Annotated in this window: 15 protein-coding genes; 3 read left to right on the top strand and 12 right to left on the bottom strand. The window is 68.0% G+C overall.

What is annotated here, in order from left to right:
• Positions 1 to 7 precede the first annotated feature (7 nt).
• The 10 genes from AWB95_RS24135 to AWB95_RS11795 all read right to left on the bottom strand — a co-directional run bounded on the left by AWB95_RS24135 (position 8) and on the right by AWB95_RS11795 (position 9,248).
• Positions 8 to 1,612 (bottom strand): helicase-related protein, encoded by a 1,605-nt coding sequence (locus AWB95_RS24135; protein ID WP_232315566.1) that lies wholly within the window; start codon positions 1,610 to 1,612, stop codon positions 8 to 10.
• Complete coding sequence (locus AWB95_RS24140) at positions 1,531 to 3,078, bottom strand: restriction endonuclease (protein WP_232315563.1); 1,548 nt, start codon at positions 3,076 to 3,078, stop codon at positions 1,531 to 1,533. The genes AWB95_RS24135 and AWB95_RS24140 overlap by 82 nt, the downstream gene beginning before the upstream one ends.
• Before the next feature lie 146 nt (positions 3,079 to 3,224).
• Positions 3,225 to 4,460: a cysteine--1-D-myo-inosityl 2-amino-2-deoxy-alpha-D-glucopyranoside ligase gene (mshC, locus tag AWB95_RS11760; protein ID WP_085168253.1), complete on the bottom strand. Its 1,236-nt coding sequence runs from the start codon at positions 4,458 to 4,460 to the stop codon at positions 3,225 to 3,227.
• 165 nt (positions 4,461 to 4,625) lie between these two features.
• Entirely contained in the window at positions 4,626 to 5,414 is a 789-nt protein-coding gene (locus AWB95_RS11765) for a 3'(2'),5'-bisphosphate nucleotidase CysQ (protein ID WP_238600868.1), read from the bottom strand.
• A gap of 12 nt (positions 5,415 to 5,426) precedes the next feature.
• Complete coding sequence (locus AWB95_RS11770; protein ID WP_238600861.1) at positions 5,427 to 5,909, bottom strand: DUF2505 domain-containing protein; 483 nt, start codon at positions 5,907 to 5,909, stop codon at positions 5,427 to 5,429.
• A gap of 25 nt (positions 5,910 to 5,934) precedes the next feature.
• Positions 5,935 to 6,750 carry an SCO1664 family protein gene (locus AWB95_RS11775; protein WP_062539430.1) on the bottom strand — a complete coding sequence of 272 codons (816 nt, stop codon included), beginning with the start codon at positions 6,748 to 6,750 and terminating at the stop codon, positions 5,935 to 5,937.
• Positions 6,734 to 7,321, bottom strand: a complete 588-nt coding sequence (locus AWB95_RS11780; RefSeq protein ID WP_062539429.1) for a DUF3090 domain-containing protein — start codon at positions 7,319 to 7,321, stop codon at positions 6,734 to 6,736. The genes AWB95_RS11775 and AWB95_RS11780 overlap by 17 nt, the downstream gene beginning before the upstream one ends.
• A gap of 45 nt (positions 7,322 to 7,366) precedes the next feature.
• Positions 7,367 to 8,059 carry a histidine phosphatase family protein gene (locus AWB95_RS11785; RefSeq protein WP_062539428.1) on the bottom strand — a complete coding sequence of 231 codons (693 nt, stop codon included), beginning with the start codon at positions 8,057 to 8,059 and terminating at the stop codon, positions 7,367 to 7,369.
• Positions 8,056 to 8,886, bottom strand: a complete 831-nt coding sequence (locus tag AWB95_RS11790) for an undecaprenyl-diphosphate phosphatase (RefSeq protein ID WP_062539427.1) — start codon at positions 8,884 to 8,886, stop codon at positions 8,056 to 8,058. The genes AWB95_RS11785 and AWB95_RS11790 overlap by 4 nt, the downstream gene beginning before the upstream one ends.
• A gap of 50 nt (positions 8,887 to 8,936) precedes the next feature.
• Positions 8,937 to 9,248, bottom strand: a complete 312-nt coding sequence (locus AWB95_RS11795) for a hypothetical protein (protein WP_062539426.1) — start codon at positions 9,246 to 9,248, stop codon at positions 8,937 to 8,939.
• 121 nt (positions 9,249 to 9,369) lie between these two features.
• Between AWB95_RS11795 and AWB95_RS11800 the strand changes: the two genes are divergently transcribed.
• The 3 genes from AWB95_RS11800 to AWB95_RS11810 are packed head-to-tail and all read left to right on the top strand — an operon-like array spanning position 9,370 to position 11,713.
• Positions 9,370 to 10,392: a YncE family protein gene (locus tag AWB95_RS11800; protein WP_062539425.1), complete on the top strand. Its 1,023-nt coding sequence runs from the start codon at positions 9,370 to 9,372 to the stop codon at positions 10,390 to 10,392.
• Complete coding sequence (locus AWB95_RS11805) at positions 10,389 to 10,646, top strand: DUF5703 family protein (protein ID WP_062539424.1); 258 nt, start codon at positions 10,389 to 10,391, stop codon at positions 10,644 to 10,646. The genes AWB95_RS11800 and AWB95_RS11805 overlap by 4 nt, the downstream gene beginning before the upstream one ends.
• A 2-nt stretch (positions 10,647 to 10,648) precedes the next feature.
• Complete coding sequence (locus tag AWB95_RS11810) at positions 10,649 to 11,713, top strand: quinone-dependent dihydroorotate dehydrogenase (protein ID WP_062539423.1); 1,065 nt, start codon at positions 10,649 to 10,651, stop codon at positions 11,711 to 11,713.
• A 68-nt stretch (positions 11,714 to 11,781) separates the two neighbouring features.
• Here the strand turns inward: AWB95_RS11810 and AWB95_RS11815 are convergent, their stop codons facing one another.
• Positions 11,782 to 12,312 carry a YbhB/YbcL family Raf kinase inhibitor-like protein gene (locus AWB95_RS11815; RefSeq protein ID WP_083131953.1) on the bottom strand — a complete coding sequence of 177 codons (531 nt, stop codon included), beginning with the start codon at positions 12,310 to 12,312 and terminating at the stop codon, positions 11,782 to 11,784.
• Between the two features lie 23 nt (positions 12,313 to 12,335).
• On the bottom strand, positions 12,336 to 13,682 hold the full coding sequence (locus AWB95_RS11820) for a M20/M25/M40 family metallo-hydrolase (protein WP_373280813.1): 1,347 nt from the start codon (positions 13,680 to 13,682) through the stop codon (positions 12,336 to 12,338).
• Between the last annotated feature and the right edge of the window lie 82 nt (positions 13,683 to 13,764).

The raw sequence follows: 13,764 nt of genomic DNA on the forward strand, positions 1-13,764 counted from the left end.
TTCGCGTTCAAGTCGTTGGCGCTGCTCTGCCCCACCGAGTAGGGCGGGTTGCCGACGACGACGCTGATCGGCGTTTGCAACTGGCGCTGGATGCGTTCGTTGTTGCGGGGAACATGATTGCATCCATGGAATCGCCAGCCTCGGAGATCTGGAACGTGTCGGCGAGCACGATCCCGGTGAATGGCTCGTAGGCATTATCGCCAGCCGTCTTGCCGGCAAGCGCATGATAGGTGGTTTCGATGTTGACCGCGGCGATGTAGTACGCCAGCAGCATGATCTCGTTGGCGTGCATCTCCTCGGCGTACTTACGAGTCAAATCGTGCGGCGTGATCAGTCCCGACTGCAGCAGCCTGGTAATGAATGTGCCCGTTCCGGCGAAGCCGTCCAGAATGTGCACGCCTTTGTCGGTCAGCCCGCGGCCGAAGTGTTGGCGCATCACCGTGTCCACCGACCGCAGAATGAAGTCCACGATTTCGACTGGCGTGTAGACGATTCCGAGCGCTTCGGCCTGCTTCTTGAAGCCGATCCGGAAGAATCTTTCGTAGAGCTCGGCGATCACCTGCTGTTTGCCCTCGGCGCTGGTGACCTCAGCCGCCCGTCGGCGGACCGAGGCGTAAAACCCTTCCAATCGTTTGGTTTCGGCTTCCAGGCCGGTGCCGCCGAGTGTTTCGACCATCTTCTGCATGGTCTGCGACACCGGGTTATGCGAAGCGAAGTCGTGCTCGGCGAACAGCGCGTCGAACACCGGCCGGGTGATCAGATGCTGCGAGAGCATGCTGATCGCATCGGCCGGGGTGATCGAGTCGTTGAGGTTGTGGCGCAACCCGGCCAAAAACCGGCCGAAGGCGTCGGCGATGCCGGGATCGGCCCCGTCCAGCAGCGCCTTGATCCGCGTGGTCAGCGTGCCCGCGATGTCGGCGACGTCGGCCGCCCATTGCTCCCAGTACGTGCGGGTGCCGACTTTGTCGACGATGCGGGTGTAGATGGCTTCCTGCCACTTCGACAGCGAGAACAACGCCATCTGGGTAACGGCAGCGCCGTCAGCAGCAACAGGCTCCTCGGTCGTTGGTCCGATGTGATCGCCGAGAAGCTGGTTGCTGCCTTCGCCGGTTTTCTTCGCGGTCGACGACGTGTTCAGCGCGATGCTGTTGACCATCGCGTCGAAGCGTTCGTCGTGGGAACGCAACGCGTTCAGCACTTGCCAGACCACCTTGAACCGGCGGTTGTCGGCCAGCGCGGTCGACGGCTCGACTCCGGCGGGCACCGCCACCGGCAAGATCACATAGCCATAGTCTTTGTGCGGCGCTTTGCGCATCACCCGGCCTACCGACTGCACCACGTCGACCACCGAATTGCGCGGATTGAGGAACAGCACCGCATCGAGCGCAGGCACGTCCACACCTTCGGACAGGCACCGGGCATTGGTCAGGATGCGGCATTCGTCTTCGGCGACAGGGGCTTTCAACCACGACAGCTTGGCGTCACGGGCCAACGCATTGAAGGTTCCGTCGACGTGCTCCACCACACATTTCAGTCCGCGGTTGGTGTCGTCGACCTGTGGGCCAACTTCGTCGAGCAGGTCTTGATACGCCTCGACCACTTTGGGGAACATCTCGGCGATCTGCTTGGAGGTGGCGATGTCTCGTGCGAACGCGACGGCCCGGCGCATCGGGAGCTCGGCGCGAAACTCGAACCGTCCGGCGCGGTTCCGGCGCGCTTGGCCAGCCCGTTCCAGCAGCCGACGATCTTCGACGCGTCATCCAGCATCAGTTCATGGCCGTGTGCTGCGAGGTCTTGCTGCAGGCGCGGTGCGATGACCGACTCGTCGATGGTCAACACCAGCACCTTGTAGTCGGTGAGCAGTCCGCGCTCGACAGCCTCACCGAAGGTCAATCGATGAAACTCCGGGCCGAAGGTGTGCTCGTCATCCATCGACACGAGTTCGGCCGAATGCTGGTCGGCTTTGTCCTTGACGTTCTCGTCGAAAATCCTTGGTGTGGCGGTCATGTAGAGTCGGCGCGCCGCTTTGAGATAGTCGGCGTCGTGCACCCGAACGAAGTTGGACTCGTCGTCGCCGGCCAGCGTCACCCCGGTGGTGCGGTGCGCCTCGTCGCAGACCACCAGATCGAACTCGTCGACCCCGAGACCCTGAGCCTGCGCCACGACGGGCAGCGACTGGTAGGTGCAGAACACCACCGTCAACCCCTGCGCACGCTTGCGGTGCTCCATCTCGTGTGTGAGCAACTGCGGATCGGTGGTGACCGGGATCGGCACGTCGTGGACGTTGTAGTCCTCGGTCGATCGCGACACCTTGGTGTCCGAGCAGACCGCGAATGCCCGTAGGTCCAGCTCGGACTGCGCGGTCCATTCCCGCAGGGTTTGGCTCAGCAGCGAGATCGACGGCACGAGAAACAGAATGCGTGCGCTTCCGCCCTTTTCGGCGGCCACACGTTCGGCGATCTTCAGCGCGGTGAACGTCTTACCGGTCCCGCAGGCCATCACCAGCTTGCCGCGGTCGTTGCCCACACCGAACCCACGGAACACCGCATCGATCGCCTGCTCCTGGTGCGGCCTTGGGCCGTAGCGTTTGGCCGGCGACAGGTTCACCTGTATCCGGCCCTGCGGCCAGGCGATGTCCCAGTCGATCGGTGATTCGGCAATTTCAGCGAGCCCGATCCGCTGCACCGGCTTTGTCTGGCCATCCAGCGCATCCTCGGCGTTCGGGCTCCACCGGTCGGTGGTCGAGATGATCACCCGGTTGTTGAACTCCAACTTGCCGGATGCGGTGAAGAAAGAATCGATGTCTTCCTTCCGCAGGGTGTGCGTTGGCTCGTAGAACTTGCACTGGATCGCGGTGTACTCACCAGTGTCACGCTCGCGGGCCACCAGGTCGATGCCGATGTCGGGCTTGCCCTTGCGACCCGGCCAGTCGATCCAGCGCCAAACCGCGTCGTATTGCTGCGAAAGCATCGGATCCAGCTCGAAGTAGCGCACCATCAACTGCTCGAACAAGGTGCCGCGCTCGGAGTTCGACGGCGCCTTACGGAAAGCCTCAATGACCTCGTGTACGGATCCCATTACCGCCCGATCCCTTCACCCGCCGATACCGATGTCGATGAACATACTGCGCCCCACCGACAACGCGGTCAGCTTATTGACGTCGAGAAATTCCAGCACGGGCCGCCACGTCCGACGGAGCGGCCGCTAACTGATTGGCGCGAGCGCTATAGGGACACGCCCAGTAACGCGTCCACCGCAGTCGCCACCGCCTGCGGCGCGTCGGCATCGTGGCCGCCGTAGTCGAGCGCATCGGTGACCCAACCGTCAACTGCGGCAAGGGCTTTGGGAGTATCCAGGTCGTCGGCCAGGTAGCGGCGCAGCCGGGCGATGGTGTCGGCAGCGTCCGGGCCGGCGGGCAGCGCGGTCGCGCTGCGCCACCGGTGCAGCCGCGCGGTGGCCTCGTCGAGCAACTGGGCGGTCCAGTAGCGGTCGGCGCGGTAGTGCCCCGCCAGCAGGCCCAGCCGGATCGCCGACGGCTCGACGCCCTGGGCGCGCAACGCCGACACCAGCACCAGGTTGCCGCGGCTCTTGGACATCTTGTGGCCGTCCCAGCCGATCATGCCGGCGTGCACGTAGTGGCGGGCGAATCGCCGCTCGCCGCTGACACATTCGGCGTGCGCGGCGGTGAACTCGTGATGCGGGAAGATCAGGTCGGTGCCGCCGCCCTGGATATCCAGGCCGGTGCCGATGCGGCTGAGCGCGATCGCCGCGCACTCCACGTGCCAGCCCGGCCGGCCGGGGCCGAACGGCGACTCCCAGCTGGGCTCGCCCGGGCGTGAGGCCCGCCACATCAGCGCGTCGAGCGGATCGGTCTTGCCCGGGCGGTCTGGGTCGCCCCCGCGTTCGGCGAACAACGCCAGCATGGTGTCGCGGTCGTAGCCGGACTCGTAGCCGAATTGCAGTGTGGCGTCGGCGCGGAAGTAGACGTCGGGGTAGTCGCCGTCGACGAGGTAGGCCGCCCCGGATGCCAGCATCTTTTCGACGAGTTCGATGACCTCGTCGACGGCTTCGGTCGCTGCGACGTACTCGCGCGGCGGCAACACCCGCAGCGCCGTCATGTCGTCGCGGAACAGCGTGACCTCGCGGGCCGCGAGGTCACGCCAGTCCACCCCGTCACGCTCGGCGCGCTCGAAAAGCGGATCGTCGACGTCGGTGACGTTCTGCACGTAGTGCGCGTCATGCCCGAGGTCGAGCCACAGCCGATGGATCAGGTCGAACGCCAGGTAGGTGGCGGCATGCCCGAGATGGGTGGCGTCGTAAGGGGTGATCCCGCAGACGTACATCGTGGCGGTGGGCCCGGCCGCGACCGGGCGTACCTGGCGGTCGGAGGTGTCATACAGCCGTAGCTGCGGGCCGCGTCCCGGCAGCGCCGGCGGCGGTACCGAAGGCCAGGACTGCATACCGTCGACTTTAAGCGTCGGCTCAGCCGGCCAACCGGATGGCACCCACGTTGAACGGCCGCGACCCGTCCCCCTCGCCGCTCCGCGGCTGGGGGTGCCCCAGCGCCCGGCTACGCCGCGCTTGCGATCGCCGCCGGTTGGATGGCGGCGACCCGCTGCGCCCGGCTACGCCGCGCTTGCGATCGCCGCTAGGAGCACATCGGCCAGCTCCGGGCGGCACATCAGGAAGTCGGGCAGATACGGATCGGGCCGGTTGTAGACCAGCTCCGAGCCGTCCAGCCGCGATGCGTGCAAGCCCGCCGCCAGCACCACGCCGGCCGGTGCGGCCGAATCCCATTCCCACTGCCCGCCGGCGTGGACATACGCGTCGACGTCGCCGCGCACCACCGACATCGCTTTCGCCCCGGCCGAACCGATCGGCACCACCTCGACGTCGAGCCGCTCGACCAGCCGGTACAGCACCGCGGGCGGGCGGGTGGAGCTCGCGGTGATCCGGATCGGCCCGGAATGCGGCCTGCGACGGGCCGCTGTGTCGGCGCCGACGGTGTCGCTGCGGTACAGCTCCCCCATCGCGGGCAGCGCGACCGCGGCGTCGGTGATGGCCCCGTGCGGGCCGCCGTCGCGCCGCCACAACGCGACGTGCACGGCCCAGTCGTCGCGGCCGGGGGTGGAGAACTCGCGGGTGCCGTCCACCGGGTCGACGATCCACACCCGGTCGGCCCGCAACCGGGTCAGGTCGTCGTAGGCCTCCTCGGACAGCACCGCGTCGGCCGGCCGCTCGGCCCGCAGCCGCCGCAGCAGCAGCGTGTTGGCGTACGCGTCGCCGGCGTCGCCGAGGCGCCACGGATGGTCGAACCCGACCTCGTCGCGCACCGCCAGCAGCAGCCGCCCGGCGTCGGCGGCCAGGTCGGCGGCCAGCGCCGCATCGGTCAACTCCGGGCTCACCCGGTCCAGTATTGCCAATGCTCAGCGGTTTTCCGCAATCCAGTCGCTGGTGAAGCCCAGAGTCGCAGCGATCCCCTCGTCGAGTTGGTCGCCGACAAGGTTTTCGATCTGCCCGCCGATCAACGGGACCTTGACCGCCACCGTCACCGCAACACTCAACCGGGACCCGCTGCGAATCGGCACCAGCAACGCTTCCGCGAACGCCGACGCCCGCAGGCCGCGGACGGTCACCTCGACCTCGCCGCGCACCTGATCGCCGACCCGACTCCACGCCTCGTTGTGCACCATCCTCAGATCGCCGCGCTGGAACCGGGCGATCGGTTTGGGAAGCTCGACGCGGACGAGGCTGGCCGTGACGGTCACCGCGACGCGACCGGCTGGGTCGACGGCCAATGAGTCCAGGGTGACGGCGCCGTCTCCGGCGGCCAGCCGCGCCCGCCAGTAACGCTCGTCGCCGAACGCGGCGAGGATCTCGTCGGCGCCCGCCGGCGAGTCCACTGACACGTCGAATGACCGTGGCATGACCGCCCTAGAACGCCGGCCAGGGAATGGGGCGGTGCCGGTCCGGGCTGGGCATCACCGGGTTGTCCAGCAGCGCGCGAGCCCGCAACCGCAGCGCAGCGATCTCGGCGGCGGTGATGTGTTCGGCCAGCTGGTCGCACAGCGACCCGTTCAAGGCATCGACCAGGTGGGCCACCGCGTCCAGCGTGTCGTCGTCGACGGGTTTGCCGGCCCAGCCCCACAGCACGGTGCGCAGCTTGTCCTGCGCATGCAGGCACACTCCGTGGTCGACGCCGTAGACGTCGCCGTCGACGCCGCGCAGGACGTGCCCGCCCTTGCGGTCGGCGTTGTTGACCAGGATGTCGAACACCGCCATCCGCCACAGCCGGATGTCGTCGGCGTGGACCAACGCGACTTCGTCGCCGGCGTAGTCATACGCTCGCAGCACCGGCAGATAGCCGGGCGGCAACCTGTCGGCCGGAACAAGGTCGACCAGGTCTGGTCCCGGGCCCGGGTCCGAGCCGGGTGCGTCGCCGGGTTGATCGACCCAGCGCTGCAGCATGCCCGGACCGGCCGGTCCGTAACGAATGATGGTGTACGGCACGATGTTCCAGCCTAACTGCGTCGAAACCAGGTAGGCCCCGAGCTCACGGCCGGCCAGCGTGCCGTCGGGGAAATCCCACAGCGGCTGCTCGCCCGCGACCGGCTTGTAGACGCAGTGCACGCTGCGCTCCCCCAGCGTCGCTTCGCACAGAAAAGTCGCGTTGCTGGCCGAGCGGATGCGTCCGAGGACCGTCAGCTCGCCGCGCCGCAGCACCTCACGATCGTCAGCCCTCGACGTCATCGTCAGACCCGAGCAACGCGCTACGCCGGTAGCCGTTGGTGCGCGCACAGATGTGTCCGTCCGGGTCCAGCGGTTCGTCACAGAGCGGGCAGGGCGGACGGCCCGCGGAGATGACGAGGTTGGTGCGAGTTGCGAACTGCCGCGCCGACTCCGGCGTCAGGAAGACCCGCACGGCGTCGGGACCCTCGTCGGTGTCGTCGAGCACGACCGACGCATCGAACTCGGTGTCGGTGACGGCCAGCAGCTCCACCACCACGGTCTGCGCCTCGGAATCCCAGCCGAGGCCCATTGTGCCGACCCGGAACTCGGCGTCGACCGGGGTGATCAACGGGCTGAGGTCCTCGACCTCGGTGGTCTCCGGCGGCACCGGGGTGCCGAAGCGACGGTTGACCTCGAGCAGCAGTGCACCGATGCGCTCGGCGAGCACCGCGACTTGCTGCTTCTCCAGTACCACCGACACCACGCGCGAGTCGCCGACCGCTTGCAGGTAGAACGTCCGGTTGCCGGGCTGGCCGACGGTCCCGGCGACGAAGCGGTCGGGTGTACGGAAGACGTGAATTGCGCGGGGCATGGCATCTCCCAAAATACCGGCAGTTGCCGCTGTGTCGTAATGCCTTCAGTCGGTCGAGCCGCCGACCACGGCGTCGCTCGGCGGCGCTTCGCCATCTGGCGACGGCGGCGCGGTCAGCGCCGATGTCAGCCGCGCGCCGGTGTGATTGACGTGCATCACGAATGGGCGCAGTTGCGTGTAGCGGATCACACTCATTGACGCGGGATCGGCAGTGACGCGCTGGAAACCGTCCAGGTGCAAACCCAGCGCGTCCGCGACGACGGCCTTGATCACGTCGCCGTGGGTGCAGGCCACCCACAGCGCGTCGCCGCCGAGCTCGTCGGCCAGCCGCCGGTCGTGGTCGCGCACCGCGGCCACCGCACGAGTCTGCACCTGCGCCAAACCCTCCCCGCCCGGGAACACCGCCGCGCTGGGATGCGCCTGCACCACCGCCCACAGCGGCTCCTTGGCCAGGTCGGCGATCTTGCTACCCGTCCAGTCGCCGTAGTCGACCTCGGAAAGGCGTTCGTCGACGACGGGCTGCAGGCCCAGCGCCCCGGCCAGCGGTTCGACCGTGCGCCGGCACCGCAAAAGCGGCGAGCACACCACCGCCCGGATCGGCAGTTCGGCCAGCCGGTCGATCAGGCCGGCGGCTTGCTCGCGGCCCTTGTCGTCGAGGTCGACGCCCTCGGAACGGCCGGCCAACACGTGTGCGGTGTTGGAGGTGGATCGCCCGTGCCGCAACAGGATGACGGTCATATCGCCGCCACGGTTCCGGTTGCCAGCAGGATCAGCACGGTCACCCCGGCGATTATCCGGTAGCCGACGAACCAGTACATGTTGTGGCGCACCAGAAACCGCAGAAGCCACGCCACTGCGAACAACCCGACGACAAAGGCGATGACCGTCGCCACCAGCAGTTGCGGCCCGGTGGCGCTCATCCCCTCGCTCACCGGATGGAAGGCGTCGGGCAACGAGAACAGCCCGGAGGCGAAGACGGCGGGGATGGCCAGCAGGAAACCGAACCGGGCGGCCAGCTCGCGCTCGAGACCGAGAAACAGCCCGGCGCTGATCGTGGCCCCGGACCTCGACACCCCGGGAACCAGCGCCAGCGTCTGCGCAAAACCCACGACGACCGCGTCGCGCCAGCCGAGCTGGTCGATGTGGCGCGTCTGCCGCCCGAGGTACTCCGCCGCCGCGATCACCGCCGAGAACACCACGAGCGCCGTCGCCACCACCCACAGGTTGCGCACGCCCGAGCGGATCTCGTAGGTGAACACCAGACCCAGCACGCAGATCGGGATGGTGCCGATGATCACGTACCAGCCCAGCCGGTAGTCGGCGCCGCGGTGGGCTTTGACAACCAGGCCGTTGAACCATGCCCTGACGATGCGAACGATGTCGCGGGCGAAATACACCAGCACGGCGAGCTCGGTGCCCAGCTGGGTGACGGCGGTGAACGAGGCGCCGGCGTCGCAGTCGAACATCAGCCGCGAAACGATCGCCAGGTGGCCCGACGAGGACACCGGAAGGAACTCGGTCAATCCCTGCACCACGGCCAAAACGATTACCTGCCACCAAGACATCGCCGCCGTCGCAGACACGACGACGACCGTACCTGGTGCGTCCGGCGGGACTAGACGGGCTCGGCGACGGCGACCGAGTCACGCACCGCGGCGGCAAGGCTGCGCTCGTCGGTGATGTCGATGTCGACCACGCTTCGCCTGGACCTGGCGATCACGTCCTCCGGCTGCGGAACCGGCCCGGACAGCCGCGGCCGGTAGACCTCGACCAGCAGCCACCGCCGTTCGATGCGGAAGGCGAAACTGCGGCCATCCCCGACGTGCCCGAATCCACTTGCGAACGCCCTGGCCGGGAAGACCCCGGTCCACATGTCCTCGATGACGAAATCCGAGTCGGCGTATTGACGGTCTTCGGCGACGGTCATGCGACGACCATACCTTTCCGAGCACCCGTGCCATCCGTGACGGGGCCGGGCGGCACCCGGCAATGTTCCTTAGAATCGGACTCCAATCCGACTACCCGTCGCATACCTCGAGAGTTACCCGTTGGCCCGACTTTGTAAACCGGCGGTTCACCGGCGCGCCGCTGGCCTGCTGGTTTTATTGATCGTGGCCGCGGGCTGCTCGAAGACGCTGGACACCGCTCCACCGACGGTCCAACCCGCGCAGCCGGCCGAATCGCCGCAGGTGTCGAGAGCTCCGGCGGGCATGGTGCGGCCACTGGACAGCCATCCGCAGACTGCGATCTTCGATAACCGCACCGCCGCGCTGGTATTGCTGACGCCCGGATCGCCTGCCACGGTCACTGTGCTGGGCACCGGGGAAACGCCGCCGCGGGTCATCGCCCTGCCCGGGCAGGCCAGCGCCTTGACCGGCGACGGGGCGGGCCGGGCCTATCTGACCACGCGCGGCGGCTACTTTGTCGTCGACCTGTCCGCCGGCCACGTCTCCCGAGCCGACATCGGCGACGCACGAGACATCGATTTCACCGCGATCGCCCGCCGCGCCGATGACAAGCTGGTGCTGGGCACCGCCGACGGCACGGTCTACACGCTGTCCTCCGAAACAACGGTGGAGAACCGCTCCAAGATCGTTGGCCGCGTCGATTCCCTTGTAGCACAAGGAAATACCGTGGTCGTGTTGGATCGTGGGCAGACGTCGGTCACCACTATCGACGCCGACGGCACCGTCGGGCAGTCCTTGCGCGCCGGTCAGGGCGCCACCACGCTGGCCGCCGACCCGCTGGGCCGGGTGCTGGTGGCCGACACCCGCGGCGGCCAGCTGCTGGTATACGGCGTCGATCCGTTGATCTTGCGGCAGGCCTACCCCGTGAAGCAGTCACCGTACGGTCTGGCCGGGTCGCTCGGGCTGGCCTGGGTGTCACAAACCGCGGCGAATTTGGTGATTGGTTACGATCTGTCCACCGGAATCCCCGTCGAAAAGGTACGTTACCCAACCGTGCGGCAACCCAACACGCTGGCGTTCGACGACGCGTCGGGCACGCTGTATGTGGTGTCGGGTTCGGGTGCCGGGGTCCAGGTCATCGAGCACGCGGCGGGCTCCCGTTGAGCGCGGCGCGGCGTGGGCGGTTGCCGGCGGGCTGGGACGCCGAGATGTCAGACGAATACGAGTGGGCGCCGCTGCGCCTGCCACCGGAGGTCACCCGGCTCAGCGCCTCCACCCGGCTGTCCATCGAAGCGGAGTATCGCGGCTGGGAGCTGACCCGGGTGCGGCTCTACACCGATGGCAGCAGACGAGTCTTGTTGCGCCGCAAGAAGTCTCGCCTCGACCAGGGCGGGCGCCCCGACCAGCCCGCGCTTTGACGGTGTACGGCGCACTTCGCCGGGCGCTGTTCCTGGTGCCGCCCGAGCGCATCCACACGATCGTGTTCGCGGGGTTGCGCGGGCTGACCGCCGGCCCGCCACTGCGCCGGCCACTGCATCGGCTGCTGGCTCCTGCCGACCCGATACTGGCCAGCACGGTGTTCGGGGTGCGTTTCCCCGGCCCGCTCGGACTGGCCGCCGGCTTCGACAAGGACGGTGTCGGGCTCAGGACGTGGGGGGCCCTGGGATTCGGCTACGCCGAGGTGGGCACCGTCACCGCACAGCCGCAACCGGGCAACCCGGCGCCCCGGATGTTCCGGCTGCCCGCCGATCGGGCTCTGCTCAACCGGATGGGCTTCAACAACCGGGGTGCGGCCGCGCTGGCGGCCCGGCTGGCGCGCCACCGGCCCGACGTGCCGATCGGGGTCAACATCGGCAAAACCAAGACGGTCCCGCCCGAGCAGGCCGCCGACGACTACCGGGCCAGCGCCCGGCTGGTCGGCCCGCTGGCCTCGTATCTGGTGGTCAACGTGAGCTCGCCCAACACGCCCGGGCTGCGTGACCTGCAGGCGGTCGAAACGCTGCGGCCCATCCTGTCGGCCGTGCTGGAGGAGACGTCGACGCCGGTGCTGGTCAAGATCGCGCCGGATCTGGCCGACTCCGATATCGACGAGATCGCCGACCTGGCTGTCGAATTGGGCCTGGCCGGCATCGTCGCGACCAACACCACCGTCTCGCGCGACGGCCTTTTGACGCCGGACGTCGACCGGCTCGGTCCCGGCGGTATCTCCGGACCGCCGCTGGCGCGGCGGGCCGTCGAGGTGTTGCGCCGGCTCTACGGCCGGGTCGGTGACCGGTTGGTGCTGATCAGCGTCGGCGGCATCGAGACCGCCGCCGACGCCTGGGAACGCATCACTGCGGGCGCCTCGCTGCTGCAGGGGTATACCGGCTTCATCTACGGCGGGGGGTTGTGGGCCAAGCACATTCACGACGGGATCGCCCGCCGCCTGCACGACGGCGGGTTCGCGTCGATGAGCGAAGCCGTCGGCACTGCCAACAGCGCGTGAGCGTGCGCAAACCCGGAAATTTCCTCGGCGTGTCGCCCGGCGACACGCACGCTCGCGGATTTGGGGGGCTACCGCTGCTCGTAGGTGCCGTAGATGACGGCCCGAGCGATCGCGTGCTGGAACAGGTTGAATCCCAGGAACGCTGGGCTGGCATCCTCGCTGAGGTCGAGCTTCTCCACGTCCACCGCGTGCACGCTGACGTAGTAGCGGTGCGGCCCGTGCCCCGGCGGCGGCGCGGCGCCCACGTAGCGGCGCATGCCGGCGTCGTTCACCAGGGTCAGCGCGCCGCCCGGCAGCTCGCGGCCGTCGCCGACGCCCTCGGGCAGCTCGGTGACCGTCGCCGGCAGGTTCGCGACCGCCCAGTGCCAGAAGCCGGAAAGGGTGGGCGCGTCGGGGTCGTAGACGGTGACCGCGAAGCTGCGGGTCTCCTCCGGGAAGCCCGACCAGCTCAGGTGCGGGCTGGCATCCTCGCCGCCGGCGCCCATGATGCCGCTGATCTGGGCCGTCGCCAGCGGCTGCCCGTCGGTGATCGACTTCGACTGCAGCTGGAACGACGGCAGCTTGGGCAGCGTCGCGTACGGGTCGGGCGGTGTGATCATGATCAGTCCTCTCGTCTTTCCGGCTAGCAGTGTGTCAAAAAGCGCGACATCACGTCGGCGCCGAACCTCAGCGCGTCGACGGGTACCCGTTCGTCGACGCCGTGGAACAGCGCAGAGAAATCCAATTCCGGCGGCAACCGCAACGGGGTGAACCCAAAACAGCGAATTCCCAAGCGCGCGAAGGCCTTTGCATCAGTCCCGCCGGACAGCATATACGGCACCGTGCGGGCGTCGGGATCCACCGCCAGCAGCGCGGAGTTCATCGCGTCGACCAGGTCGCCGTCGAAACTCGTCTCATACGACGGCAGGTCGGTCACCCATTCGCGGGTGACGTCGGGCCCGATCAGCTCGTCGATCTCGGCCTCAAACGCGGCCTGGCGGCCAGGCAGCACGCGACAGTCCACCATGGCCTCGGCGATCGCTGGCACCACATTGGCCTTGTAACCGGCCTTGAGCATCGTGGGGTTTGCGGTGTCACGCAGCGTGGCCTTCACGATCCGGGCAATCGGCCCCAGCTTCTCGATCGCTCCCTCCAAGTCTGGGGAATCGGCGTCGAAGCTGTGCCCGGTCTCCTCACCGATCGCCGTCAAAAACTGCATGACGGTATCGGTGGGCACCAACGGAAACCGGTGACGGCCCAACCGGGCCACCGCCTCGGCGAGCGCGGTGACGGCATTGTGGTCGTGCACCATCGAGCCGTGCCCGGCGCGGCCGCGGGCGGTCAGCCGCATCCACTGCAGCCCCTTTTCGGCGGTCTCGATCAGGTAGAGTCGCCGCTCACCGCCTTCGCGGCGGGGCACGGTCAGCGAAAAGCCGCCGACCTCACCGACCGCCTCGGTGACGCCGTCGAACAGGTCGGGGCGATTGTCGACCAGCCAGTGCGAGCCGTATCTGCCGCCGTTCTCCTCGTCGGCGAGGAACGCGAACACCAGGTCGCGGGGCGGCACGATCCCGGCGCGGCGAAACTGGCGGGCGACCACGATCATCATCCCCACCATGTCTTTCATGTCGACGGCTCCGCGGCCCCAGACATAGCCGTCCTCGACCGCGCCGGAGAAGGGATGCACGCTCCAGTCGGCCGCCTCCGCGGGCACCACGTCGAGATGACCATGGATCAGCAGCGCGCCGCGCGAACTGTCGGCGCCGGCCAGCCGGGCGAACACATTGCCGCGTCCGGGTGCGCCCGACTCGAGGTATTCAACCTGGTAGCCAACGTCTTCCAGTTGGGCCGCGATCCACCGGGCGCACTCTGCTTCTCCCTTGGTGGTGTCCAGGTCGCCGGTGTTGCTGGTGTCGAACCGGATCAGCCTGCTGACGACGTCCACCACGGCGTCGACGGGGTCAGGCCCAACGCCGGTTGCAACGGTCACAGTCACCTTTCCTACCATTGACACGGGTCGCCGGGTTTGGGTCGGGTCTTCCCTATCCGATAGCCTTGGCTGCCAACTTAGG

The organism is Mycobacterium celatum (assembly GCF_002101595.1).
GTDB classification, from domain to species: Bacteria; Actinomycetota; Actinomycetes; order Mycobacteriales; family Mycobacteriaceae; genus Mycobacterium; species Mycobacterium celatum.